Raw genomic sequence first — 21,137 nt, forward strand, 5'->3', positions numbered from 1 at the left:
GAAACCCTCGGAAAGGATCCTTTTAAAATGAGAAGCGAGATTATAAACAGAGACGAACAAAACCGGGATCGGGTAAAAAGTGCACTGCTTTCTATCCTGATCTGGTCTGCGATCTTGTTATTTGTTTTTTTATATAAATTAAAGCCGGAACTGGATGAGCAACCCGAAATTGTAACCACAATGCTGGTGAATTTCGGGGACAACAGAAACGGAAACGGAGCGGAAGAGCCTGCCGACCAACCGGGAAGCTTAGCGACTGCAACGGAAGAAGTTACGGAGCCAGCAGAAGCTTCTGTTCCTGAAACGAAAACGGTAATCAAGCCGGAGCCTCAGCCTGAAACACAAAAATCAGAAGCTAAGGATAAAATTATTACCGGAAACAATTCAAAAATAAGTGTTCCGAAAAAAGAAGAATCTAATGCAGAAACCAAGAAATCTTCAGCCAGTACCAGCGCTGCAAAGAACAATAAAAAATCCGGAGCCGCAACTTCAAACTCAAAGACAGGAAACGGAGACGGGAAAGGAACAGCAGCCATCGGAAACCTGATCAGAGGACGAGGAACAAAAGCCGGTAGCCAGGGAGACGGAAATGGAATCGGAAATGCCGGAGATCCGTTGGGTGGCGATGGAAATGGGGACAGCAAAGTCGGGATCGACAGAAAATTAGTCGGCTTCATTCCCGGAACAATGGGTAGAGGAGGAGCGCAACCTGCCAACAGCTGTACCGCAAGCGGAACCATCACCATTGCCTACACGGTTGATAAAGCCGGAAATGTAGTTTCTGCAAGAAGATCAGGCGGAACTTCAGATCCGTGTATTACCTCCAATGCAGTCTCATGGGTTAAGAAATATGTAAAAGCTGAAAAAGCCAGTGTTTCTTCCACCGGAACCTATAAAATTACTTTCTAAAAATACAAAAGCACTTTATTCAAGTGCTTTTTTTATTTCTGAAATTCTGTTAATCACTGGTAACGCGAAAATACCGCTGGTCTGAAGATAGAGTTCATAAAAGGTTTTTCCTTTGTCCAGAAAATCTTTATTATCTTCTGTTTTACCTTTATAATAAAAGAGATTTCCCAGCATTTCATAATAATCTTTATGATCTCTTTCCTGTCTTTCACTCACGATTTCGATTATATCCTCTTTTGTTTTGGAAGAAATTTCTGTAAAGCTCATCTTGAAAATATCTCTCATTAAAGAATCGAAATCCAATTCTTTTTGCATTAAACTTTCTTCAGGTTTATCCAAAATCAGTTTTTCCAAGGCTTGGCTTAACTGGCGTATAAGTCTTAACGTAAATTCTTTATCTGTTATCATAATCTGATTTAAAATTAACGGTGATTTCGAGAACCTCAATCACCGAAAGGGTTTGAATATTATCCTAATTTTGTTGTTATCATAAGTTAGTTGGTGCATGAGGCTTCCGAAGTCACCTTTTATGCAAAAAATAAATATGCCAAAGCAATAGAAGTTATAATTCCTACGAGATCTGCCAGAAGCATTGCAACTACAGTATATCGTGTATTCTTCACGGCTACTGCCCCAAAATAAACGGCGATTACATAAAAGGTCGTATCTGAGCTTCCTTGAAGAACAGCTGCTAATTTTCCCTGAAAGCTGTCTGCCCCGAAAGTTGCCATTGTATCGACCATCATTCCTCTTGCTCCTGAGCCGGAGAGCGGCTTAATGAGCGCTGTCGGCAGTCCGTCTACAAAGCGTGGATCCAGATTGGCGGTATTGGCAACCCATTTCATTCCGTCAATAATCACATCAAAAACCCCGGAAGTTCTTAGCAGGGAAATCGCGATCAGCATTCCGACCAGGTAAGGGATAATTTTAACGCAGGTGGTAAAACCTTCTTTAGCCCCTTCAATAAAAGCATCAAAAACATTAATCTTTTTATAGACTGCTCCTAAGACTATTGCCAGAAAGATAAAGAGTATTAAACCATTGCTTAAAACTTTACTGAAATCATCCAGCTGATCTTTGCTCAGTTGAACGAGATACACCACCAATAAAGCAATTATTGCCGAAATTCCTCCCACATAAGCGATCACAACAGGTCTTAATAAATTGATCTTCTGATAAAGGGAAACAATAATCATGGCTGCCAAAGTTGCCGCAAAAGTAGCAATCATACAAGGCAGGAAAATATCTGTTGGTGTTTTCGATCCCATAGAAGCGCGGATGGCAATGATAGAAACCGGAATCAGCGTCATTCCTCCTGCGTGGAGACAAAGAAACATAATCTGCGAATTGCTGGCTGTATCTTTATTCGGATTAAGTGCTTGCAGGCTTTCCATTGCTTTTAAACCGAAAGGTGTGGCTGCATTGTCCAGCCCGAGAAGGTTGGCACTGAAATTCATCAGCATATGCCCGAAAGCAGGATGGTTTTTAGGAATCTCAGGAAAAAGCTTTGAGAAGAAAGGCTGAATAAAGCGGCTTAAAAGATTGATTCCGCCGGCTTTCTCCGCAATGCTCATGAATCCCATGAACAAGGTCATAATACCGATCAGCCCGAGACATATTTTTACGGCCGTTTCGGAAGTTCCTATTACGCCGTCTGCTTCCTGAACACGGTAGACTTTTACATCCTGTGTAAGAGAGTCTGTTTTATAGTGAATTCTGCTGTCTGCAAAATCAGTTCTTTTTACCAGACTGTCCCTCACGAGTGGGGAAAGTGTACTCATTTTCTGGGTTGCGATCTGCACTGTGTCACCGCCTTTACCCACCACCATATCGTTAAAAATGGTTTTGTAATGGCTTGATGAAATGTATTTTATACTGGCGATGGCGATGGCAATAATGATAAAGGCCGACCAAATTCTGCTGAGAACCATTCGATTGAATTAAATTTGTTTAAACTTATCAAAAAAACTTCAGATAACAAAGGTGTGGATAGGTTTTTAAAGTTTCTGCATGAAAGTTTCGTTGTTCGTCTGAAATTTACCTTGAGAAAAATAAGATCGGCCCTGCCTTTGTAATGATATTTATTATTTTCAATTGGGTTAAAAGCAAAGTTCTGTTATCGTTAAGGAAAGGCACAATGAATTCAGCTGAATTATTAAATAAGCCATATAATAAAATTGTGGGATCACTGTACGGTAATTCCGGAATTTCTGCTAAATTCGTTATCATGAAAAATTTGTTTTTTATACTCTATGTTTCAACGGTTGCAGCCGTTTCCTGTTCCAAAAAGGAGCCACAGGATCTTTATCCGGCAGACAGCCCGAAAGCAAATTACGATACGGTGGCAGTAGATTCTTTTTCGTCCGGTGCGACATCTGTGGATGTGGTTCGACAAATCAGAATGTCTTCTAAAAAATATCAGGATTCCCTCAAAGAAGCTCTGGAACTTCAGGAGCAGGAGAAAAAGATTCAGCAGGAACTGGAAAAGGAAAACAAGAAAAAAGCTGAAGAAGAAAAAAAGGAGAAGACGGCTGAAACAACTCCTGAGGCAGGAACAAAAACAGAATAACAGACTTTTCATTGAAGAATCTGATGCATCAAAAGAATAAAGAATCATCTTCAACAGATTTAATATTAAATATCATTAAATTATTAATACATATGAAAAAAAACATTTTATCAGGATTAATTGCAGCAACATTGGTTGTATCATGTACAAAATCAACCTCAAAGACGGAGAAGGTAGAAAATCCTGACGGATCCGTTACGACGACGACCACTACTGTTTCCGAAAATGGGATTGGGGTAGATACATCAAAGATCAATGATGTGAAGGAAAAAACTGAAGTCAGAATTGATGAGGCAAGTAGAAAGATAGACAAAGCGGCGGAGGATGCAAAAAATAAGATCGATGCCACTGCAGACAAAACAAAAGAAAACCTGAACCAGGCAGGCGAGGATGTGAAAAAAGCAGCTGCCAAAGGTGCTTCGAAAGTAGAAGAGGGCGCAAAAAAGCTTAAGGAAGATTTGAGTAAATAATCCGACATTACATAAAACCACAGCAAAATGCTGTGGTTTTTTTATTAAAAAGATTGTTATTTATTTATTCAGTTCCAGTAACGGATCTATATATTCTCTGTCATTGCTCAGTCTCGGTACTTTATTCTGGCCTCCCAGTTTACCTTTGGATTCCAGCCAGCAGTAAAAAAGATTGGGTTTGGCAATGTGAACGATCGGCCTTTTCAGTGTCATATTGTTATAGCGTTTCGCTTCGTAATCTGAGTTGATGGATTTCAGATGATTGTCAAAAACATCAATAAAACGTTCCAGATCAACCGGCATTTTACAGAACTCGAAGATCCATTCATGGGCACCACCTTCGTTGTCTTTCATAAAAACGGGCGCCCCCGTAAAGTCGGAAACGGCGGCATGGGTTTCCTCACAGGCTTTTGAAAGTGCAGATTCTACATTCGTGATCATTAGTTCTTCACCGAACGCATTGATGTAATGCTTCGTTCTTCCCGTAATCTTTATTCTGAAAGGATTGGTACAGGTAAATACGACGGTATCGCCGATCAGATATCTCCACAATCCGCCGTTGGTTGTGATAACCATGGCATAATTCTTACCGACTTCTACATCTTCCAGGCTTACCACTTTCGGGTTGGAAAGGTGAAACTGATCCATCGGGATAAATTCATAGAAAATACCATAATCCAGCATCAGCAGCATTTCGTCGCTGTTTGATCTGTCCTGAATTCCGAAGAATCCTTCGGAGGCATTGTAGATTTCGTAATAGTTAATATTTTTTCCTATGATCTGCTTATACTGCTCTCTGTAGGGTTTGAAGCTGATGCCGCCATGAAAGAAAACCTCCAGATTCGGCCATAGCTCAGAGATATTGCTGATATCAGTTTCCTTTATGACCCGCTGAAGAAGAACCATCATCCAGCTCGGAACCCCCAGGATACTTCCTACATCTTCATTTTTTACTTCCGAGGTTATGGCTTTCAGCTTGCTTTCCCATTCTCCCATCAGCGAAACCTTCTTGCTGGGCGTTGTGGTTATTTCTACCCAGAACGGAAGATTATCAATGAGGATCGCCGAAAGATCACCAAACTTGGTGTTGAAATCCGCATACAGCTCTGAGCTTCCGCCCAGACGAAGGTTTTTATAATTGAAAAGCTGGTTTTCCGGATGATTGTTGGCATAGATAGATACCATATCCTTTCCTGCTTTCATGTGGCAATATTCCAGACTCTCTGCGGAAATAGGGATAAATTTGCTTTTGGCATTGGTGGTGCCTGAAGACTTGGCGAAATGCTTTATATAGCCGGGCCAGGTAACATCTTTTTGTCCCTGACGGGCTTTTTCGATATAAGGTTCTATCTGTTCGTAGGTTACGATAGGAACCTTATTTTTAAAATCCTGGTAGCTGGAAATAGAATTGAAGCCATATTTCTTTCCGTACTCGGTATCTTCAGCATGGAACAGCTGTGAAAATAAAATCCCATTCTGTGTTTCAACAGGATGATCCATAAAGTTCTGAATCTGATCTATCCGCTGACGGATAAACCAGTTGACCACAGTATTGAAAAGTGCTTTCGTTGCCATTTCAACAAATATAACAATATTTGTATTTTCTGAGAACTTTTTATTATGATAAATAATAGGTAAAGCTTATTTTCCCACTACCTTCCAATACTTCAGGATAATTTGTTCTTACAGAGTGTCTTAAGGAAAGTTTTCAAACGTATTAATAAATACCTCCTAAGGCAATCGGGCAAAGTCAAGGCTTTAAAAACAAAAACCGTTACTGATAGGGTAACGGTTTTTATATAAGATAAGTTGGTCTAGCAATATTCGTCGTAAGCTGCCTGAAGGTTGGCTGCGATAGCTCCTGCAGGATTTCCTTCGATATGGTGTCTTTCCAGCATGTGTACCAGTTCCCCGTCTTTAAAAAGAGCTACACAAGGAGAACTTGGCGGGAAAGGAGCCAGGTGTTTTCTTGCTTCCATGACAGCTTCTGTATCGAAACCTGCGAAAACAGTAGTCAGGTGATCAGGTTTTTTATCTCCGGTCAAAGAATATACTACGCCCGGTCTTGCTGCTCCTGCTGCACATCCGCAAACGGAATTGATTACCAGAAGAGTTGTTCCCTGTTGTTTTAATGCTTCTTCTACCTGAGCAGGTGTTGTCAGGTCTTCGAAACCTTTATCTGTAAGTTCAGCCTTCATAGGCATTACTAAATCTGTTGGATACATATTTTTGTTTTTTATTCAGCTACAAATTTAAGCATTTCTTTAGTTTCCTTCAATATATAAAAACTATCGGTGCTTTTGTTAAATGAAATGGGTACCAACAGTGGGCCTTCGACTCCGCTCTGGCTGCGCCAATCGAAATTCCCCTCGGTGGAGGGGTGGCGGAAATTCCATTGGAATTTGCGACGGGGTGGTGTGTTACGCTATCAGAGTGCAAAGGATATATTTCAACCATGGTTTGCTTTAAGTAGTTTTATCGGTTATGATAGCAATATAAATAATGGCATACGCTCGATGGTGGCTGAGCGGAGCCGAAGTCAGCACTCTCACAATCTCCCTTGAACCACCCCGACAAAAATTCTTTGAATTTTCGCCACCCCTCCGAAGGAGTGGAATTTTTAAGTTGTTCCTATTATCAATTGCAGCCAGTCATTACAATAGATGTCTTGGTGTTCTCTTCTAGGTCGAACGGCTTGGTGAAACTTATATACGTAATGCTTTCAAAAAACCTTGGTGCGCTTCGTGTTCAAAAAAAAACAATGCAATATTAAATTTAGCTATCACTTGCTGAGCAGAGCGCCATTGCGAACGGAAAATATGCGCAATCATTTAAATAAACCTTGCGCCCCTTGCGTTTGAAATCCATTCCCATGATGTAAAGAGGTGATGATTTCAAGACCCTCAGTCACCGGCATTTTACAACTTTTTGTCATTACGCAGAAACCCTCATACGCTAGCACTCTCAAACCCATCCACACAGTTTGTCATTGACTCCGTCGAATCTTCGATTTCCGTTAGGAATCTCGGCATCGTTAGTAATAGTACCATGTAAAGATTCGGGCTTAGATCCCTACGGGATGACAAGGGAATGTGGTGGCTTCGGCTCCGCTCAGCCACCAAGATCCCTCCACTCTCAAACTCAACCCTCCACTCAGAAACCCCCAAACTCCAAAACCCTCCCACAAAAAAGACTGCCCTTCCGGACAGCCTCTCTACTAAAATATCTACGTTTTGTCAACGCCGCTTACATCGTACCGTCAACACACCCTTGACAGTACGGTCAACACCTCGTTGATGCTACCATCTACACCCCCTTGATCGGGCGGTCAACGAGGTGTTGACAAATATGACTGATTTTCTGCCTCAGACAACCGTAAGCAATTTATCGAATGTAGCGGTTCTCGGTTCCTTGAGCAGGGCACCTTGGGTAAATTGCGTCAAGATCTCTAAGCGATAGGTTCCTGCTGACAAGTTCGGAATCACCACCATAACCTCCGAAGGATTATTGGTTACCATATCGCTTTCTTCTACCATTGTTCTGACATTAGAGGCGGTATTGACAAAGAATACCCCGATAAAAGGATCATTGCCTGTTACCTTGATCTTGCTTCCGGCAATCTTAAGGTTTCTGCCGGGAGTAAGAAGATCATTGACCGAACCACTTTTGACATCCGTTACCTGTAAGATCACCGCAGAAGCCTCTGCCATACCCAGGATTTCAACTTCAATGTTTGGAATCTCTGCCCTCAGCTTCTCTCCCTGGTTGAACTGGAAGATGATGCTGTGCTTATCTTTATTAAAAGTCTCTGACGGACTGTCGAAGACCCCACGGATGGTGGTATTGGCCATAAAGTAACCGGTATTGATGGAATACCCATCACACAATTGATACGCCATTTCTTTAAGGAACAGCTCTGTTGCATGCTCCATTGCCGAGGCGGAAATATCCGACCCGCCACGATTGGCTGCTGACTGGCAGATCTGCTGTACATTGAGACTTCGTTCGCTTGTTGTACGTGCCGTGAAATCATTAGGATTATCTTTCGTTAAAACGTTATCATAGAGATACGCTTTGATTCTGTGAAGAATTGTTGCCATTGTTGTATATTTTTAAATAGTTATTAAATTGTTATTAAACCCTAACAGGGTTGAGAACCCTGTTAGGGTTAGGATTAATTAATGTAGTTGTTGTCGTATTGCTGGCGCGAGAGTGACGCTCGTTACCAACATTTTGCCTGAATCTCTGTTTTATATTTTAAAGCTGCACAAGCGAGACGCTCGCGCCAGCCGGGGCGGGACAGCTTTATTTTTAATAGTATTCATACCAAGAAGAGACTGCTGCAGGTGAAAAGTTCGCTCCCGTTTGAGAAGCAAATTTATAAGTTGCTCCCGGTGGTATGATATAAAATAGCTGCATTTGCCTACCATCATCAAGATTTTGATATAGCATAGAAAAACCGCCTATAACAGGTGTAAGATGGCAATATAATGAGCCACCTGATTTGAAAGCCGTCATAAATATTTTCATTTCCTTTCCCGTTGAATTTGTATACAAAGTTTCTAATGATCTTGAACTAGAAACATCGTGATAAGACGCCGATTGTCCAACAGGAGTCCATGTTGCAAGGCCATTGGCATCACTAGTTAATACTCTGCCAATTGCCTGGGTTCCATCCACTATTTTAATTGCTCCAGATGTAGACGAATTAATTTCAAGTTTAGTTGTAGGAGTAGAAGTTCCAATTCCGATCTCGCCATTATCTTTAACGACAAAATCTGTCCCTGCTGCTCTGGCTGTACCATCTGCTTTTGTTCCCAACTTTACCAGACCATTGGTGGTGTCATTGGCCCAGGCATCGTTGGTGGTGTCACCCGATGCTGCGCCGTTCATTTTCTGCCATGCACTGCCATCGAAGTAATAGTAACCTTCTATAGTGACATTAACGGTTTTGGTATCCGTGGGACTAGCTGCCGATTTGGCATAAACAATCACTCCTTTTTGGGCTGTTCCGTACGCTGCTGTCTTGAGCGAATTGCCATCCAATTGCGGAATAAGAAGTCCTTCCGGCTTGCTGCCGTCTGTGGTTTTGGCCTTGATATCGAGAGTGGCTTTTGGAGTCGTAGTATTGATCCCCACCTGAGCGAATGCTGTGATGCTGAAGAGCAGAGCGGCGGTTGTAAATAAATGTTTCATTGTTTTGTATTTATGTTTGTTTATGTTTTACTTAGTTTGTGTTTATTTGAACACGAAGTGCGCTAAGATTTTTTTATATATGATGTGTTTTTAAGTTTCACAAAGGCGTTTCACTTATAGGAGCTCGCAGAGTTTTTAGAGTTGGAGGGGTTTTAGAGTTTGAGTGTGGGAGAGTCCTGGTGGCTGAGCGGAGCCGAAGCCACTATTTCCCCTCTCAAACCATCCCATATTCCACTCCGACCCTAAAACGCTCCCACTCTCAAACCCTCCGACTCAATAATAGCTTCGACAGGCTCGTCACTTCGAGTAGATTTTGAAAAAATCGTATCGAGAAGTTTGTGAGTTTGAGGATAAATTCATTCCCGATACATTTTTTCTTCACCTTGTTACGAAAAAACACTCGAATTGACGAAACACGAATGACACTAATGGTTGAACACTAATTTCACAAATATTATGTGGAATTCTTTGCTGAGATCCCTACGGGATGACAAACAGAGTGGATAATCTCCTTTGCTAAAGCATTTGTTTTTATTGGCGTTCAACAGTTTGTGTTATTTGTGATAAAACATTAGTGTTATCCGTGTTTAAAATTGGGCGGAGGACGCCCGAAATGATTGATGGTGATATGTTTTAACTGAAAAGGGTAGAACGTGTTATAAACATGTTTTTCCTCATCCCTTCTTGCTCTTACAGATAGAAGAAAAGATGATGGTATTATTTTATGCTGAAACTTTACCGGAGAAGAAGCTCCGATAACAGCTATTGAAGATGAATTGAAAAGGAGTCCAAGACTATGTTTGCCTGTTGGACAGCTTTTATAACACAAATTATCCGTTGGACTACTTGTGGACTTCTTATGAGAAACTTTGGGACAAGAGATTTTGATCAAAACCCTAGACCACTTCTTAAAAGATGCTTTTCTCAGGTTTTGACTGGAAATATATACTGGAGATTCTGCATACAAATACGAGTCTTCGGATACAAAGACTACAGAATCAGGGGATATAAAGGTTTGAGCGCTCAATAATGATGAAACGATGACCACAAAAAGGCACAGTAATACCACGCAAAAGCGTTGGAGGGAGAGGGCTTTAGAGGGAAATATCATTTGTAGTCTCATGTTTTGTAAGAAAGTAGTCTATCGTAGACTACTTTTTTACATACAAGGCTCACCATTGCAAAACTTCTTAAAAAACAGGTGAAAAACGAGGGGCAGAATTCAGCCTGTTTTGCGCCATATTTTTCTTTAAAGACTTTATGATAAACAAAACTAAGAAATTAGAAAACAATTTGTTGTGTTTGGAAGTAAAAAGAATTTGTTTACATTTGTAGCTGAGAAAAGTAGTCTACGATAGACTACTTTTTTTGATACTCCTATACAACAAGATACATTTTTGTATGATGAAGTGTAGAAGCTTCATTTATGAATGACAGATTATACGGTTAAAGCCTGTTAACGGAACTTGTTTTCAGATCGATCTCAAAATGATCTGCCGGATCTCCTGTATAAAGGAGGGATAGTACTTTAAAAACACTTTTTAGATTCAGGATCATAGGATCATCACCCTCATATTTACTGAAAAGCTTTTCCAGCATCATATACTGCTGAAGTCTTTCGCCGGGAATATCTTTTTTAGCAAGCTCATCAGCCGACTGAAACTTGTACAGATCGAAGATCAAATCTTCCATTTTCCATTTCTTAAAAGCTTCCTTATGTATTCTTGTTTCCTGCAGTTGCTTGTTGGTTTGTACCAACAGCAATAAGTCTTCACCGGTGAACTCTTTCGTTTTTTCAATAAAATCTTTTGGCCAGTCGCCGGGAATCATTCTCAATCTTACCAGTTCTTTCAGATGGAACAACATAAAATCGTGATAGGATGCCGATTTCAGGATATCTTTATTCCAGACGGTCTTTCTGCCGTCTTTCTGTAATACTTCATATTCTTTTTCATACAGCGGGAACAGTTCATCAAATCGGGGAACATCATTTAATACTTCTGTCCGTACCTCCATCTTATCAGGAGACTGTATCGTAAGCACTTTATAAGCCGGAATATAAGCGGCGAGCGATGGAACCTGAATATTCACCAGCATTCTGCCATTAATTTTTCTTATTCCTGTGTCGTTGATATGCATATGTCCTGCGAAATGGATCTGCAGACCGGCCTCCGCAAAAGCCTGTGCGACCTGTTCTTCAGGCACTCTTTCCATCTGCCATTTCTTTTCTCCCAGCAGATCTTTGATCTCTTTTGTTGCCCCGTCGTTGAAGTCAATCATCGGATAGTGGGTGAATGCAATCACTGTTTTGCCGTTCCTGCGGGCTTCTTCCATGGTCTTTTTTACCCATTCAATGAGATGTTTTTTGTGGGTGAGCACGTTGTTGTATCCGATGCCGGCACCTTTGTAATTCTCTGCATTGGTAGGATTTTCTTTGGTGTTTTTAGGAATGTAGGTGTTGCCGTCGATGGCCATTAACCAAACCCCTTGTACAGGTTCTGCGACATAGCTGAGATCGGGAACCGGAAAACCTTCGGAGACATTGTACATTCTTTGGGTGTAATCTGCGCCCTGCAATGCTTTTTCGTAGGAATAATCTTTCAGGGAATACTTTGTGAATGGCGTTCCCCAGAAAAGATCTTGCTTTTTGGGGTAAAAACCGAAGTCTTTAAGCTCATTCAAAATTTCGAGATATCCTGATTCTGCGATGTCTTTGGTAATGATGATGTTACCGCTTTTCTTTACCCCTTCTTTGCTGTAAATTCCGATAGGGTAGCCGTCCTGCCCGAGAAAATCGTCTTTCCCTGCATCCTGCCGGAATGGCCCTACCGGATCATGATTTCCGGTTGTCATATAAAATTCGATGCCGTATTTCTGAAGGTACTGCTCCAGAATCTTATGCAGTCCGCGGAGATTATAGGCCTGTCCGTCGTCTGAAAAATCACCGGGCATGGCGACGATCTTAATGTCTTTTTTGGCAATATCATCTAAAGCTTTCAGGAGGGCAAAGTAGTTTTCATTAAAAATCCTGGTAGAATGCAGCTGCGTATCCATGGTCCTGAGAATCGCTTCTTTACCTGTCCGTGGATTGATAATTCCTTTAAAATCATTATCCGAAAAGCTTCCGTACAGATCCTGAAAATGGACATCCGATAGAAAAGCAATCTGCACCGGCTTCTGCTGCGCCGAGAACAGCGTAAAAGCAACTATCAATAATGAGAATATTCCTTTATTCATCTTAAAAAAAGACGAAGGTAAAGGAATATTTCAGGAAAGGTTTTAATTGAGTTTTAAATAATAGTTAAAGAGTATTTATTCTTCAACATATATAGAATCCGTATTACGTCCGGCATATTTTAAAATCATATGATCACTTGCCATTTTCAATTCTCTTCCATTATCTGGGTTTTTACCATCCATTGTAAAAAAATCTACTTCATTGTTCCATTTTGAACACCAAACCTTTCCTAAAGAATTAGCAATTGTCATGGTATCTTTTCTTTTAATCTTTCTAAAGTGAATGAACTCGTTTCTATTCATTGCCACTACTTTGAATTCAGGGTTGATATAGCTACTATCTGTGGCAATATATCTTTCACCATTCCAATACATATATTTTTTATCTGTGTCTGATTTACCAAAGAATAAATATCCTGAAGAAAAATTAGAATCCTGTGAATTCTTTTGGGCTTTGGGGAAAACCACGCCTCCTGTCGCGAGAAGTATAACGAAAGCCATTTCAAGAATTCCTAATCCATTTTGCTTAATAAAAGCGGGCATTTTGAAATGTTGTTCATTTGTAATATTGATTATAATTTTCGAAAGCTTCTCAGTTAAAGATTCTTCATCATGATCAACACTTATTTTTACGGTAGTTTTGTTGGTATCTTCATCCTTTTTCACAAATGTTCTTGAGAAATCTGTAAAATCTTTATACCCTAGATACTCACTCAATCTATCTAAACGATCTGGTTGAATCCTGATTTCACCATTTCCCATTACATATGTATCGTAATAGCGAGAAAAGCTCTTGTCGGTTATTTCAAATCCTATATCATCTTTAAAATATAGCCATAAGTATAACGCCAAACCATTTTTAGTATCTCTCTGTGATTCTTCTTTTGCTTTTCTGAATACTTCATTGATTAATAGTTTTTTCTTGGACATAATTAGTTTTTTAAGGGTATTACAAAATAAGTGATTTTATACCGTGTCGCATTACGGCTTTCCGTAAAGGTTTGTGTGTCCATTTTTGTGTCCATCGATGTCCAGGTTTTGTCTAACACATGCGTCAACCTTTGTCGCATCTTTGCTTCAGAAATCAGTGAGAAACAAAACATTAAAACAAACAGACAGAAACAAATTTACAAAACTGATTTCAAAAATCACCAGATAAAACGGAAGAAAACTCCGGGTTGGGAAGCAGATGTTTCTCTTCCGTTTTTGAAGGTTCACTTCCCAAAAAATTTAAGAAGCGCTTCGAAATTTTAACAGTGTACGGCTCATGATAAATACTTCGTGAGAGGAAGAAAAACAATTTCAACTTCAAAATTTTAAGGAAATGATCCAATTTATATTAATGCTATTCAGTTTAGCATTCGGACACAATAATGCCCATACATCAACATGCAACAACAATAACAACGGACAGATAACGACACAATTGGCACCGGGAGGCGGAACAGATCCGGGAGATGGGGTCGATCCGGACGGACCGGGAAATGGTGGAAGTACGGGAGGCAACACTGGGCAAAACCCTCCTCCATTTACAAATCCATAATTACTAATTATAATACAGAGCAGATTGTTTTAATCTGCTCTTTTTTATTACTTTGCAAAATAAAACTACAACAGACCACCATGAAAAATTTTCTTTTATTGATGCTTCTCATCCTGTTATCTTGCTGTAACAAGAAAACATCAAATATTCAAAATGATACTATTGCCACCACTTATTATAAGAAAGCTAAAAAGTTAACCGGGGATTCTGCTTATTATTATTACAATTTAGCAAAAAATGCCTATTTAGATATACAAGATTCTTCAGGTGTCGGAAGATCATTGGTCAATATGGCTATTATTCAACAAAGTAATGGTGATTATTATGGTAGTATTGAATCATCTGTTGAAGGTAACAAATACCTTAAAAACGTTAATGATAGTATTATAAGGTTATCATTAGGGGGCAGCTTTAACAATATGGGAATCAGCTCATCTTATCTCTATGAGTTTGATAATGCCGTAAAATTTTATATTCAAGCATTAAAGTATGCAAATAAACCTAATGACGTTGCTTTGTATCACAACAATCTAGGAGATGCATTAATGTCGTTAAAAGACTCAAAAGCAGCCGAGCAGAATTTCATTCTGGCTCTTAATACCACTGTAAAAAAAGACTACGCTAGAGCGTTAAATAACCTTGCAAGAGCAAGATATAGTGAGAATCCAGAATATGATCCTCTTCCAAATTTCTATGAAGCTTTAAGACTGAGAGAGGAAGCCGGTGATCCTGTTGAGGAAAACTCAAGTTATGCTACGTTATCTAATTATTTTTTAGATAAGGATAAAGAAAAGGCTTTAGAATATGCTAAAAAAATGCTTGCAGTATCAAAGCAAAAAGACAGCAAAGAAGACCAAGCGCAGGCACTTCAAAAAATAGTTAATCTTGATAAAGAAAACTATCTGCAATATTTCAAAGAATTTCAGGTAATAAATGACAGTTTACAGATTTCAAAAAGCAAAGCTAAAAATCAGTTTGCATTTATTCGATATGACGTAGAACAGAAAAATGCGGCCTATGAAAGATTGAGTAAAACTAGCTTTCAAAAAAACATTGGGATTCTTGCTTTAGTATTAGGTTTACTACTCGGTTTTTTTTGGCACAAAAGAAGAAAGAAGCTTCTCGAGCAACAGAAAGAACTCGAAGTAAAAAACACGCAGCTCAAAATGTCTAAAAAAGTACATGATGTGGTGGCGAATGGCATTTATCAGGTGATGACGAAAATTGAAAACCAGGAAGATTTCGACAGAAACCGTGCGCTGGACGAATTAGAATTTGTTTATGAAAAATCCAGGGACCTTTCTTATGAGAAAGCTTGGGAAGAAAAGGAGTTCAGCCAGGAAATTTCAGAGCTTATCGCCGGATTTAATAATGCGACGGTGAAAACCTTTACGGCAGGTAATGATCCTTCGGTTTGGGAAAAAGTTTCTCCGGAAGTAAAAGGTGAGGTGTTCCAGATGGTCCGCGAGCTGATGGTGAATATGAAAAAGCACAGCCAGGCCAGCCATGTAGCAGTTAAATTTGAAAAGGCCGATGAAACCGTTGAAATCCAGTACAAAGACAATGGTGTAGGGATTTCCGGGGATCTTATCTATAAAAATGGGTTACGGAATACGGCTTCCCGTATTGAAGCGATCGGCGGGACGATTACTTTTGACACAAAAATTGAAAAAGGGTTGAAAGTGAATCTCTCTTTCCCTGCTTCGTAACCGTTTTGTTATGTTTAAAAAAGTATTAATCGTTGAAGACCAAGAAGTCGCCAACCTGGGCATTATACGAAACATGGAAGAATTATCAATTCCCCATTGTGAATTTGCAACCCATTGTGATGAAGCCCTGCAAAGGCTGAAATCCGCAGCCGCAGAAAAAAAGCCGTACGACTTGCTAATTGCAGACCTTTCTTTTCAAAAAGATCATGTCAACCAAGACCTGAAAAACGGCCAGGAACTGATCCGAGAAGCGAGAAAGGTCCAGCCCGAACTTAAAGTCGTGGTGTTCTCAGTAGAAAAGCGGGCAAGGATCATAGATGATCTTTATAAAACCTACCGCATCGACGGGTTCGTAAGCAAATCCAGAAATGACGGGAAAGAACTCAGGAAAACCATTCGGAAAGTTTTTGAAGGAGAAACCGTGATGTCGCAGGAAATTCTGAATGCCATCCGGAATATCCCTTTCGCTCTGGATGCCTATGATCTCAAACTGTTGGAACTGCTAGCTAAAGGATTAATACAAGATGAAATCGAAATGTATTTCAGACAAAATCTTATTAAGCCTTTTAGTAGAAGAGCCATCGAAAAAAGACTTTATGAACTTCGCGATGGCGTTGGTGCAAAAAACAATGTTGAGATGATTGTTATCTTTAAGGATATGGGCCTGATATAATTTTAAAATAGAATTGAACATTTTTTCATGGTTTACGTGAAACCGTAAGGATTGCAAAATAAAGGAATATATTTTTGAGGTGTTAAACCAATAAAGTTATTACAATGAAAAAGCCATTAGGAACCAAAGTAAGGACCGGAGAAAGTTGTCCTGAATCAGGAGTGTGGAAAGTAGTGGGAACCCCATCAACAACCGCTCCGATTTCAAAAGGAAACAGAATGCCTCCTTACAATGGGCAAGCCGTAACTTGGGAATTAACCCAGTACGCTTAATTCATTCCGGTGGTTGTACGCAACAATCACCGGATATGACTTTCTCTTAAAATTTTATTCAAAAATACATTAAAGGTTTTTCTTAATTATTTTATCTTAAATTTAATACTAATCAAAAAGGAATTATACAATAGTATATAGTACTTCTATTTCCTGCATAAAATATATAACCATGTTCAAAAAAATTTTAATTGCCGAAGATCACGAAAGCATCAATATTTCCGTACAGAAAACGCTGGAAGAGCTCAATATTCCGATTGTAGATTATGTGTATTATTGCGACGACGCCTTGGCTAAAGTGCAGAAATCAATACGTGACAAGCAACCTTATGACTTACTGATTACCGATCTTTATTACGAAGAAGATCACCACACCCAAAGCATAAAAGACGGAAGAGAGCTTATTGAGAAGATCAGGGAAATTCAACCTACGTTAAAGGTCATCGTATTTTCTGCCGAACACAAATCCGGCATTATAGATTCGCTTTTTAAAGATTATCTCATCAACGGCTATGTTCGGAAAGCACGAAATGATTCCAAAGAGCTGAAAAAATCCATCGCCTCCGTCTACATTAATGAAAATTACCTTTCCCTCGACCTTAAACAGGAAGTTAGAAAACTGAACAGTTATGATTTTTCGGCCTACGATATTGCGCTGGTGTCTCTTCTTTCGAAAGGCGTTCTTCAGAAAAATATTCCATCGTACTTACAGGAGAAAAATATCAAGCCCTACAGCTTAAGCAGTGTCGAGAAAAAGCTGAACAGCCTTAAGGAAGATTTGGAAGTTACCAGCAACGAGCAGCTGGTCGCCTTTTGTAAGGATATTGGGATTATCTGATGCATTTTTTTCTTTCCATACTAATAATAAGCCTTTCATTTGTTTGAAAGGCTTATTATTTTTTTGCTGGTTTTACGGGTTTCCGTAATTATTTGATTGTTAATGCTCATAATTTTGGATTATTAATTAAAAATCAATTATGGGAAAATTTACAATCAGTCAAAGAGTAAACAAAGAGTATCAGTTTAACCTGAAATCAGGAAACGGAGAAATTATTTTAACCAGCGAAGGTTATATTCAAAAAGCTTCTTGTTACAAAGGAATCGAATCGGTGAAAGTAAATTCTCAGGACGATTCCAGATATGACAGAAGAGTAGCAGTGAATGACAAAGACTATTTCGTCCTGAAGGCCAGGAACGGTGAAATCATCGGAAAAAGCCAATTCTACACTTCAAAATCCGCAATGGAAAACGGCATTGCCTCCGTAAAATCTAATGCACCGAGTGCAGAAATTGTAGATGAAACCCTTTAATACTAATTCTATGGATCTTAAAATTAAACTTGAGCAGCTTCACCAGAAAGTCATCGGACTGAAAGATCAGATCGGCACCGAAGAGGCTACAAAAAATGCTTTTGTCATGCCTTTTATACAGATTTTAGGCTATGATATTTTTAATCCTACAGAAGTGGTTCCCGAACACGTTTGTGATATCGGGACCAAAAAAGGGGAGAAGGTAGACTATGTGATCAGAAATAATGATGAACCTATTTTCATCATTGAATGCAAACACTGGAAAGAAAGTGCCGATGCCCACAATTCGCAGCTTCACCGGTATTATCATGTTTCCAAAACAAGATTTGGCGTGTTGACGAACGGGATTATTTATAACTTCTACACAGATCTTGAAAAGCCCAATATTATGGATGAAAAGCCCTTTTTCACGATTAATATTGAAGATTTAAAAGACAGTTCGATCAAAATCCTGGAGAATTTCACCAAGAAAGATTACAACCTGGAAAGTATCTTAGACTCTGCAGAAGCGTTGAAATACATCAAAGCCATCCGCAAAGAATTTGAAAAGGAAATTGAAAACCCTTCCGATGAACTGGTAAAACTTCTGGTCAACCGCTTTTTTGAAAAGCATCTGACTGCCAACAGAATGGTTTCTTTTAAGGAATATACAAAAAAAGCACTCACGACTTCTATTAATGAATCGATCAGCTTCCGGTTGAAATCGGCATTGAGCATCAACGAACAGATCGAAAAAAGAGAAGAGGATGTAAAAAATGCACAGCCCATCGACGATAACAACGAATCTAAAATCGTCACCACCGAAGAAGAGCTGGAAGGATTTCAGATTGTAAAAGCCATTTTGCGGGAGAAAATTCCGGCTTCAAGAATTGCCTACAGAGATACTTTATCCTATTTCGGGATTTTACTGGATGACAACAACCGGAAACCCATTTGCAGGCTGCATTTTAATACAAACAACAAATACCTGGAAATTTTCCATAACGGCAAAGATGCCGGAGAAAAGATTTTATTAAACAATCTTGATGAAATCTATCATTACAGAAATCAATTGCACCAAACGTTGGAAAATTATAATTAATACCTATGAAAAAACTAATACCCTTCATTATACTTACTTTCAGCGTATTTCTTTTACATTCCTGTGTGAAAGCCAATGACAATATTGGGCACGACGGAAGATGTACTGGTTCTGCCTATTGCACAGCCTGCTCAAATTGCTCGCGATGCGGACATTGCGGTAGCGGAGGAACCTGTGGTAAATGCAGCGGAAGTTCTTCTGGCAAAAGCTCATCTTCCGGCAGCTCCTATAAAAAAAGCAAGTCTAAAAAGGACAAAAATTCAAGTTCCTATACCTCTTCAAAAAATAATTCAGGTAAGATTCCGAAAGTTGAACTGAATGTCAATATCAATTCCAACAACAGGTATCTCGCAGGAAATGGAGCCGTCAACATCTATGAAAAAAAATCATTAAAATCTAAAATAGTAGCCACCGTTACTAAAAATGCCAAACTGATTCAGCTTTCAAAAGAAGGTCTATGGTATAAAGTTCAGGTGAAACCGAGTGGAAAGAAAGGGTTTGTCTATTATAAGGATGTAAAATGATTATTCGTGTATTAAGAATAAGCGCATCACTTTTTCTATTATTTTTAGGAGGCCTTATTTATCTTATTTTCAGAACGGAAAGACTGATCATGTTTCGTTGGGTCGAGTATCTGAAGCTTTCCGATGTCATTACTAATTTACAAAAGATAAGCACTCTTTATATTTTGCCAGATTGGTTTAAATACAGTTTGCCAGATGGATTATGGATCTATTCTTACACAGCTATTTTATTAGAAATATGGAAGCAAACCGTTACAAAACAAAATGTTTTTTGGATTCTAAGTATTCCTTCAACAGCTGTTTTATCTGAATTTTTTCAACTACTTAAAATTCTTCCGGGAACTTTCGACCTTATAGATCTGATCTTTTATTTTGTAGGAATACTGATTCCTCTTTGTTATGCAACAATAATACATTTTAACAATAAAAAATATGAAAACTATTAAACATGCAATTTCAGCAGCCTTATTTTTATTCTTTATTTTCATTGCTTTTGGAAGTATTGATGATAAAAAAAACAAAGTGTCAACGTATAGAAGCATAGAAACTTCTGACGTACATCCACAGGAAGTAAAGTTGGAAAATATTGATCCTAAAAAGGAAGCTATCATTATAAAGCTAAAAGAAAAAGCAAAAGAAGATTGGCCAAATGATTATTCAACACAGGAATATTGGATTAATGAGCAAATTGAAGCGTATGATTATATGGAAGCCATTGAAAATAATTCCATTAAAAAGCAGGCAGAAAGAGATTGGCCACTAGATTTCAGTACGCAGAAATATTGGTACGGAGAACAGCTTGAAGCTAAAAAAAGATTAGAATGAACCCTTTTAAATTCTTTCTCACCTTCTGTGCGCTATGTTGTTTCATCGGTATTTTCAGGCTTCCTATAGAATATTATACTTTCCTCAGAATTCTTGTTTCTGTTGCAGCGTTACTGGTGTTATACATTACCTTAAGCGCTAAGCAACATTATTTCAGCATCATTTTTCTTGTTATTCTTATCCTTTTCAATCCTGTTTTTCCCATTTATCTGTTCCGGAAAAGCTTGTGGGTTCCCATCGATACCATTACAGGAATACTATTTCTGCTGATCACTTTCGTGGACAAGCTGGAGCTGATAAAAGAAAAAATCATTACCGAAGAAACAACAGATCAGGCAACAAACCTCAGACTTCCTTCGCGGGACCGAATTATTAACCCTAAAAAGCCAAAAGAAAACCAATCTTATGGACAACAATCAGATAACGGAAAATCTTAAAGCTCATTTTTTAAGATTATATCAAATGGCGATTTGTGATGATGATTTCAGTGCCCTGGAACTGAAAATGCTTTACCGGTGCGCCGAAGAAAGAGGCATTTCCTCCAGAAATCTGGACGAAATTCTTTTAAACCCGATCAATCTAAAATCAATCGTTCCGCAGACAATTGAGGAAAAAGTAGATTATCTGTACGATCTCACGGTAATGATCTGGGCAGACGGAGTCGTTTCTCCCAATGAATATTCTGCCATGCAGAAGTACGTGCTGATGTTCGGATTTCTGGAAGAAAACGTAACGGCCATTGTCGATTATCTCATCGAAGCCGTAAAAATAGGAAAGAACAAAAGTGAAATTTTATATGAACTAAAAAACTAACCTGCC

General features: G+C 39.0%; 24 protein-coding genes. 15 read left to right on the top strand and 9 right to left on the bottom strand.

Annotated features, from left to right (window positions below; translation table 11 throughout):
* The first annotated feature begins 27 nt into the window (after positions 1–27).
* Complete coding sequence (locus tag ACWNCI_RS14845) at positions 28–909, top strand: ferric siderophore ABC transporter substrate-binding protein (protein ID WP_449388891.1); 882 nt, start codon at positions 28–30, stop codon at positions 907–909.
* Between the two features lie 15 nt (positions 910–924).
* Here the strand turns inward: ACWNCI_RS14845 and ACWNCI_RS14850 are convergent, their stop codons facing one another.
* Positions 925–1,317 (bottom strand): hypothetical protein, encoded by a 393-nt coding sequence (locus ACWNCI_RS14850; RefSeq protein ID WP_449388892.1) that lies wholly within the window; start codon positions 1,315–1,317, stop codon positions 925–927.
* Between the two features lie 119 nt (positions 1,318–1,436).
* A complete protein-coding gene (locus ACWNCI_RS14855) occupies positions 1,437–2,840 on the bottom strand; it encodes a nucleoside recognition domain-containing protein (protein WP_449388893.1) in 1,404 nt (467 codons plus the stop codon).
* Positions 2,841–3,136: 296 nt separating this feature from the next.
* Between ACWNCI_RS14855 and ACWNCI_RS14860 the strand changes: the two genes are divergently transcribed.
* Entirely contained in the window at positions 3,137–3,478 is a 342-nt protein-coding gene (locus ACWNCI_RS14860; protein ID WP_449388894.1) for a hypothetical protein, read from the top strand.
* A 92-nt stretch (positions 3,479–3,570) separates the two neighbouring features.
* A complete protein-coding gene (locus ACWNCI_RS14865) occupies positions 3,571–3,948 on the top strand; it encodes a hypothetical protein (protein WP_449388895.1) in 378 nt (125 codons plus the stop codon).
* 60 nt (positions 3,949–4,008) lie between these two features.
* On the opposite strand, the gene ACWNCI_RS14870 is transcribed toward ACWNCI_RS14865, so the two are convergent.
* The 7 genes from ACWNCI_RS14870 to ACWNCI_RS14900 all read right to left on the bottom strand — a co-directional run bounded on the left by ACWNCI_RS14870 (position 4,009) and on the right by ACWNCI_RS14900 (position 13,311).
* A complete protein-coding gene (locus ACWNCI_RS14870; protein WP_449388896.1) occupies positions 4,009–5,523 on the bottom strand; it encodes a GH3 auxin-responsive promoter family protein in 1,515 nt (504 codons plus the stop codon).
* A 239-nt stretch (positions 5,524–5,762) separates the two neighbouring features.
* On the bottom strand, positions 5,763–6,173 hold the full coding sequence (locus ACWNCI_RS14875) for a BrxA/BrxB family bacilliredoxin (protein ID WP_042722826.1): 411 nt from the start codon (positions 6,171–6,173) through the stop codon (positions 5,763–5,765).
* A gap of 1,140 nt (positions 6,174–7,313) precedes the next feature.
* Positions 7,314–8,048, bottom strand: coding sequence for a DNA-binding domain-containing protein (locus ACWNCI_RS14880; protein ID WP_449388897.1), 735 nt, complete (start codon positions 8,046–8,048; stop codon positions 7,314–7,316).
* A gap of 211 nt (positions 8,049–8,259) precedes the next feature.
* Positions 8,260–9,144: a hypothetical protein gene (locus tag ACWNCI_RS14885; RefSeq protein ID WP_449388898.1), complete on the bottom strand. Its 885-nt coding sequence runs from the start codon at positions 9,142–9,144 to the stop codon at positions 8,260–8,262.
* Between the two features lie 577 nt (positions 9,145–9,721).
* A complete protein-coding gene (locus ACWNCI_RS14890) occupies positions 9,722–10,213 on the bottom strand; it encodes a hypothetical protein (protein ID WP_449388899.1) in 492 nt (163 codons plus the stop codon).
* 377 nt (positions 10,214–10,590) lie between these two features.
* The gene (locus ACWNCI_RS14895; protein ID WP_449388900.1) at positions 10,591–12,381 is read right to left on the bottom strand and encodes a metallophosphoesterase family protein; all 1,791 of its coding nucleotides are present in this window, start codon (positions 12,379–12,381) and stop codon (positions 10,591–10,593) included.
* A gap of 75 nt (positions 12,382–12,456) precedes the next feature.
* Positions 12,457–13,311, bottom strand: a complete 855-nt coding sequence (locus ACWNCI_RS14900) for a hypothetical protein (protein ID WP_449388901.1) — start codon at positions 13,309–13,311, stop codon at positions 12,457–12,459.
* Between the two features lie 394 nt (positions 13,312–13,705).
* On the opposite strand from ACWNCI_RS14900, the gene ACWNCI_RS14905 reads away from it, so the two are divergent.
* The 12 genes from ACWNCI_RS14905 to ACWNCI_RS14960 all read left to right on the top strand — a co-directional run bounded on the left by ACWNCI_RS14905 (position 13,706) and on the right by ACWNCI_RS14960 (position 21,131).
* The gene (locus ACWNCI_RS14905; RefSeq protein WP_449388902.1) at positions 13,706–13,924 is read left to right on the top strand and encodes a hypothetical protein; all 219 of its coding nucleotides are present in this window, start codon (positions 13,706–13,708) and stop codon (positions 13,922–13,924) included.
* Between the two features lie 80 nt (positions 13,925–14,004).
* On the top strand, positions 14,005–15,633 hold the full coding sequence (locus ACWNCI_RS14910) for an ATP-binding protein (protein WP_449388903.1): 1,629 nt from the start codon (positions 14,005–14,007) through the stop codon (positions 15,631–15,633).
* 10 nt (positions 15,634–15,643) lie between these two features.
* Positions 15,644–16,306 carry a response regulator gene (locus ACWNCI_RS14915; protein WP_449388904.1) on the top strand — a complete coding sequence of 221 codons (663 nt, stop codon included), beginning with the start codon at positions 15,644–15,646 and terminating at the stop codon, positions 16,304–16,306.
* Positions 16,307–16,410: 104 nt separating this feature from the next.
* Complete coding sequence (locus ACWNCI_RS14920; protein ID WP_449388905.1) at positions 16,411–16,578, top strand: hypothetical protein; 168 nt, start codon at positions 16,411–16,413, stop codon at positions 16,576–16,578.
* 172 nt (positions 16,579–16,750) lie between these two features.
* Positions 16,751–17,416 (top strand): response regulator, encoded by a 666-nt coding sequence (locus tag ACWNCI_RS14925; RefSeq protein ID WP_449388906.1) that lies wholly within the window; start codon positions 16,751–16,753, stop codon positions 17,414–17,416.
* Between the two features lie 139 nt (positions 17,417–17,555).
* Complete coding sequence (locus tag ACWNCI_RS14930) at positions 17,556–17,888, top strand: YegP family protein (RefSeq protein ID WP_449388907.1); 333 nt, start codon at positions 17,556–17,558, stop codon at positions 17,886–17,888.
* Between the two features lie 10 nt (positions 17,889–17,898).
* Entirely contained in the window at positions 17,899–18,969 is a 1,071-nt protein-coding gene (locus ACWNCI_RS14935) for a type I restriction endonuclease (protein WP_449388908.1), read from the top strand.
* A 5-nt stretch (positions 18,970–18,974) separates the two neighbouring features.
* Positions 18,975–19,493 carry an SH3 domain-containing protein gene (locus ACWNCI_RS14940; RefSeq protein ID WP_449388909.1) on the top strand — a complete coding sequence of 173 codons (519 nt, stop codon included), beginning with the start codon at positions 18,975–18,977 and terminating at the stop codon, positions 19,491–19,493.
* Positions 19,490–19,939 (top strand): hypothetical protein, encoded by a 450-nt coding sequence (locus ACWNCI_RS14945; RefSeq protein ID WP_449388910.1) that lies wholly within the window; start codon positions 19,490–19,492, stop codon positions 19,937–19,939. Before ACWNCI_RS14940 ends, ACWNCI_RS14945 begins: the two co-directional genes overlap by 4 nt.
* The gene (locus ACWNCI_RS14950; protein WP_449388911.1) at positions 19,926–20,318 is read left to right on the top strand and encodes a hypothetical protein; all 393 of its coding nucleotides are present in this window, start codon (positions 19,926–19,928) and stop codon (positions 20,316–20,318) included. The genes ACWNCI_RS14945 and ACWNCI_RS14950 overlap by 14 nt, the downstream gene beginning before the upstream one ends.
* On the top strand, positions 20,315–20,755 hold the full coding sequence (locus ACWNCI_RS14955) for a DUF6804 family protein (protein ID WP_449388912.1): 441 nt from the start codon (positions 20,315–20,317) through the stop codon (positions 20,753–20,755). Before ACWNCI_RS14950 ends, ACWNCI_RS14955 begins: the two co-directional genes overlap by 4 nt.
* Positions 20,724–21,131 carry a hypothetical protein gene (locus ACWNCI_RS14960; RefSeq protein ID WP_449388913.1) on the top strand — a complete coding sequence of 136 codons (408 nt, stop codon included), beginning with the start codon at positions 20,724–20,726 and terminating at the stop codon, positions 21,129–21,131. Before ACWNCI_RS14955 ends, ACWNCI_RS14960 begins: the two co-directional genes overlap by 32 nt.
* Positions 21,132–21,137: the final 6 nt, after the last annotated feature.

The organism is Chryseobacterium lineare (assembly GCF_977014045.1).

What these genes read in the sequence shown, in the direction of transcription:
- ACWNCI_RS14845 (WP_449388891.1), top strand. Translation starts at nt 28, where the DNA reads ATGAGAAGCGAGATTATAAACAGAGACGAACAAAACCGGGATCGGGTA.
- ACWNCI_RS14850 (WP_449388892.1), bottom strand. Translation starts at nt 1,317, where the DNA reads ATGATAACAGATAAAGAATTTACGTTAAGACTTATACGCCAGTTAAGC.
- ACWNCI_RS14855 (WP_449388893.1), bottom strand. Translation starts at nt 2,840, where the DNA reads ATGGTTCTCAGCAGAATTTGGTCGGCCTTTATCATTATTGCCATCGCC.
- ACWNCI_RS14860 (WP_449388894.1), top strand. Translation starts at nt 3,137, where the DNA reads ATGAAAAATTTGTTTTTTATACTCTATGTTTCAACGGTTGCAGCCGTT.
- ACWNCI_RS14865 (WP_449388895.1), top strand. Translation starts at nt 3,571, where the DNA reads ATGAAAAAAAACATTTTATCAGGATTAATTGCAGCAACATTGGTTGTA.
- ACWNCI_RS14870 (WP_449388896.1), bottom strand. Translation starts at nt 5,523, where the DNA reads ATGGCAACGAAAGCACTTTTCAATACTGTGGTCAACTGGTTTATCCGT.
- ACWNCI_RS14875 (WP_042722826.1), bottom strand. Translation starts at nt 6,173, where the DNA reads ATGTATCCAACAGATTTAGTAATGCCTATGAAGGCTGAACTTACAGAT.
- ACWNCI_RS14880 (WP_449388897.1), bottom strand. Translation starts at nt 8,048, where the DNA reads ATGGCAACAATTCTTCACAGAATCAAAGCGTATCTCTATGATAACGTT.
- ACWNCI_RS14885 (WP_449388898.1), bottom strand. Translation starts at nt 9,144, where the DNA reads ATGAAACATTTATTTACAACCGCCGCTCTGCTCTTCAGCATCACAGCA.
- ACWNCI_RS14895 (WP_449388900.1), bottom strand. Translation starts at nt 12,381, where the DNA reads ATGAATAAAGGAATATTCTCATTATTGATAGTTGCTTTTACGCTGTTC.
- ACWNCI_RS14900 (WP_449388901.1), bottom strand. Translation starts at nt 13,311, where the DNA reads ATGTCCAAGAAAAAACTATTAATCAATGAAGTATTCAGAAAAGCAAAA.
- ACWNCI_RS14905 (WP_449388902.1), top strand. Translation starts at nt 13,706, where the DNA reads ATGATCCAATTTATATTAATGCTATTCAGTTTAGCATTCGGACACAAT.
- ACWNCI_RS14910 (WP_449388903.1), top strand. Translation starts at nt 14,005, where the DNA reads ATGAAAAATTTTCTTTTATTGATGCTTCTCATCCTGTTATCTTGCTGT.
- ACWNCI_RS14915 (WP_449388904.1), top strand. Translation starts at nt 15,644, where the DNA reads ATGTTTAAAAAAGTATTAATCGTTGAAGACCAAGAAGTCGCCAACCTG.
- ACWNCI_RS14920 (WP_449388905.1), top strand. Translation starts at nt 16,411, where the DNA reads ATGAAAAAGCCATTAGGAACCAAAGTAAGGACCGGAGAAAGTTGTCCT.
- ACWNCI_RS14925 (WP_449388906.1), top strand. Translation starts at nt 16,751, where the DNA reads ATGTTCAAAAAAATTTTAATTGCCGAAGATCACGAAAGCATCAATATT.
- ACWNCI_RS14930 (WP_449388907.1), top strand. Translation starts at nt 17,556, where the DNA reads ATGGGAAAATTTACAATCAGTCAAAGAGTAAACAAAGAGTATCAGTTT.
- ACWNCI_RS14935 (WP_449388908.1), top strand. Translation starts at nt 17,899, where the DNA reads ATGGATCTTAAAATTAAACTTGAGCAGCTTCACCAGAAAGTCATCGGA.
- ACWNCI_RS14940 (WP_449388909.1), top strand. Translation starts at nt 18,975, where the DNA reads ATGAAAAAACTAATACCCTTCATTATACTTACTTTCAGCGTATTTCTT.
- ACWNCI_RS14945 (WP_449388910.1), top strand. Translation starts at nt 19,490, where the DNA reads ATGATTATTCGTGTATTAAGAATAAGCGCATCACTTTTTCTATTATTT.
- ACWNCI_RS14950 (WP_449388911.1), top strand. Translation starts at nt 19,926, where the DNA reads ATGAAAACTATTAAACATGCAATTTCAGCAGCCTTATTTTTATTCTTT.
- ACWNCI_RS14955 (WP_449388912.1), top strand. Translation starts at nt 20,315, where the DNA reads ATGAACCCTTTTAAATTCTTTCTCACCTTCTGTGCGCTATGTTGTTTC.
- ACWNCI_RS14960 (WP_449388913.1), top strand. Translation starts at nt 20,724, where the DNA reads ATGGACAACAATCAGATAACGGAAAATCTTAAAGCTCATTTTTTAAGA.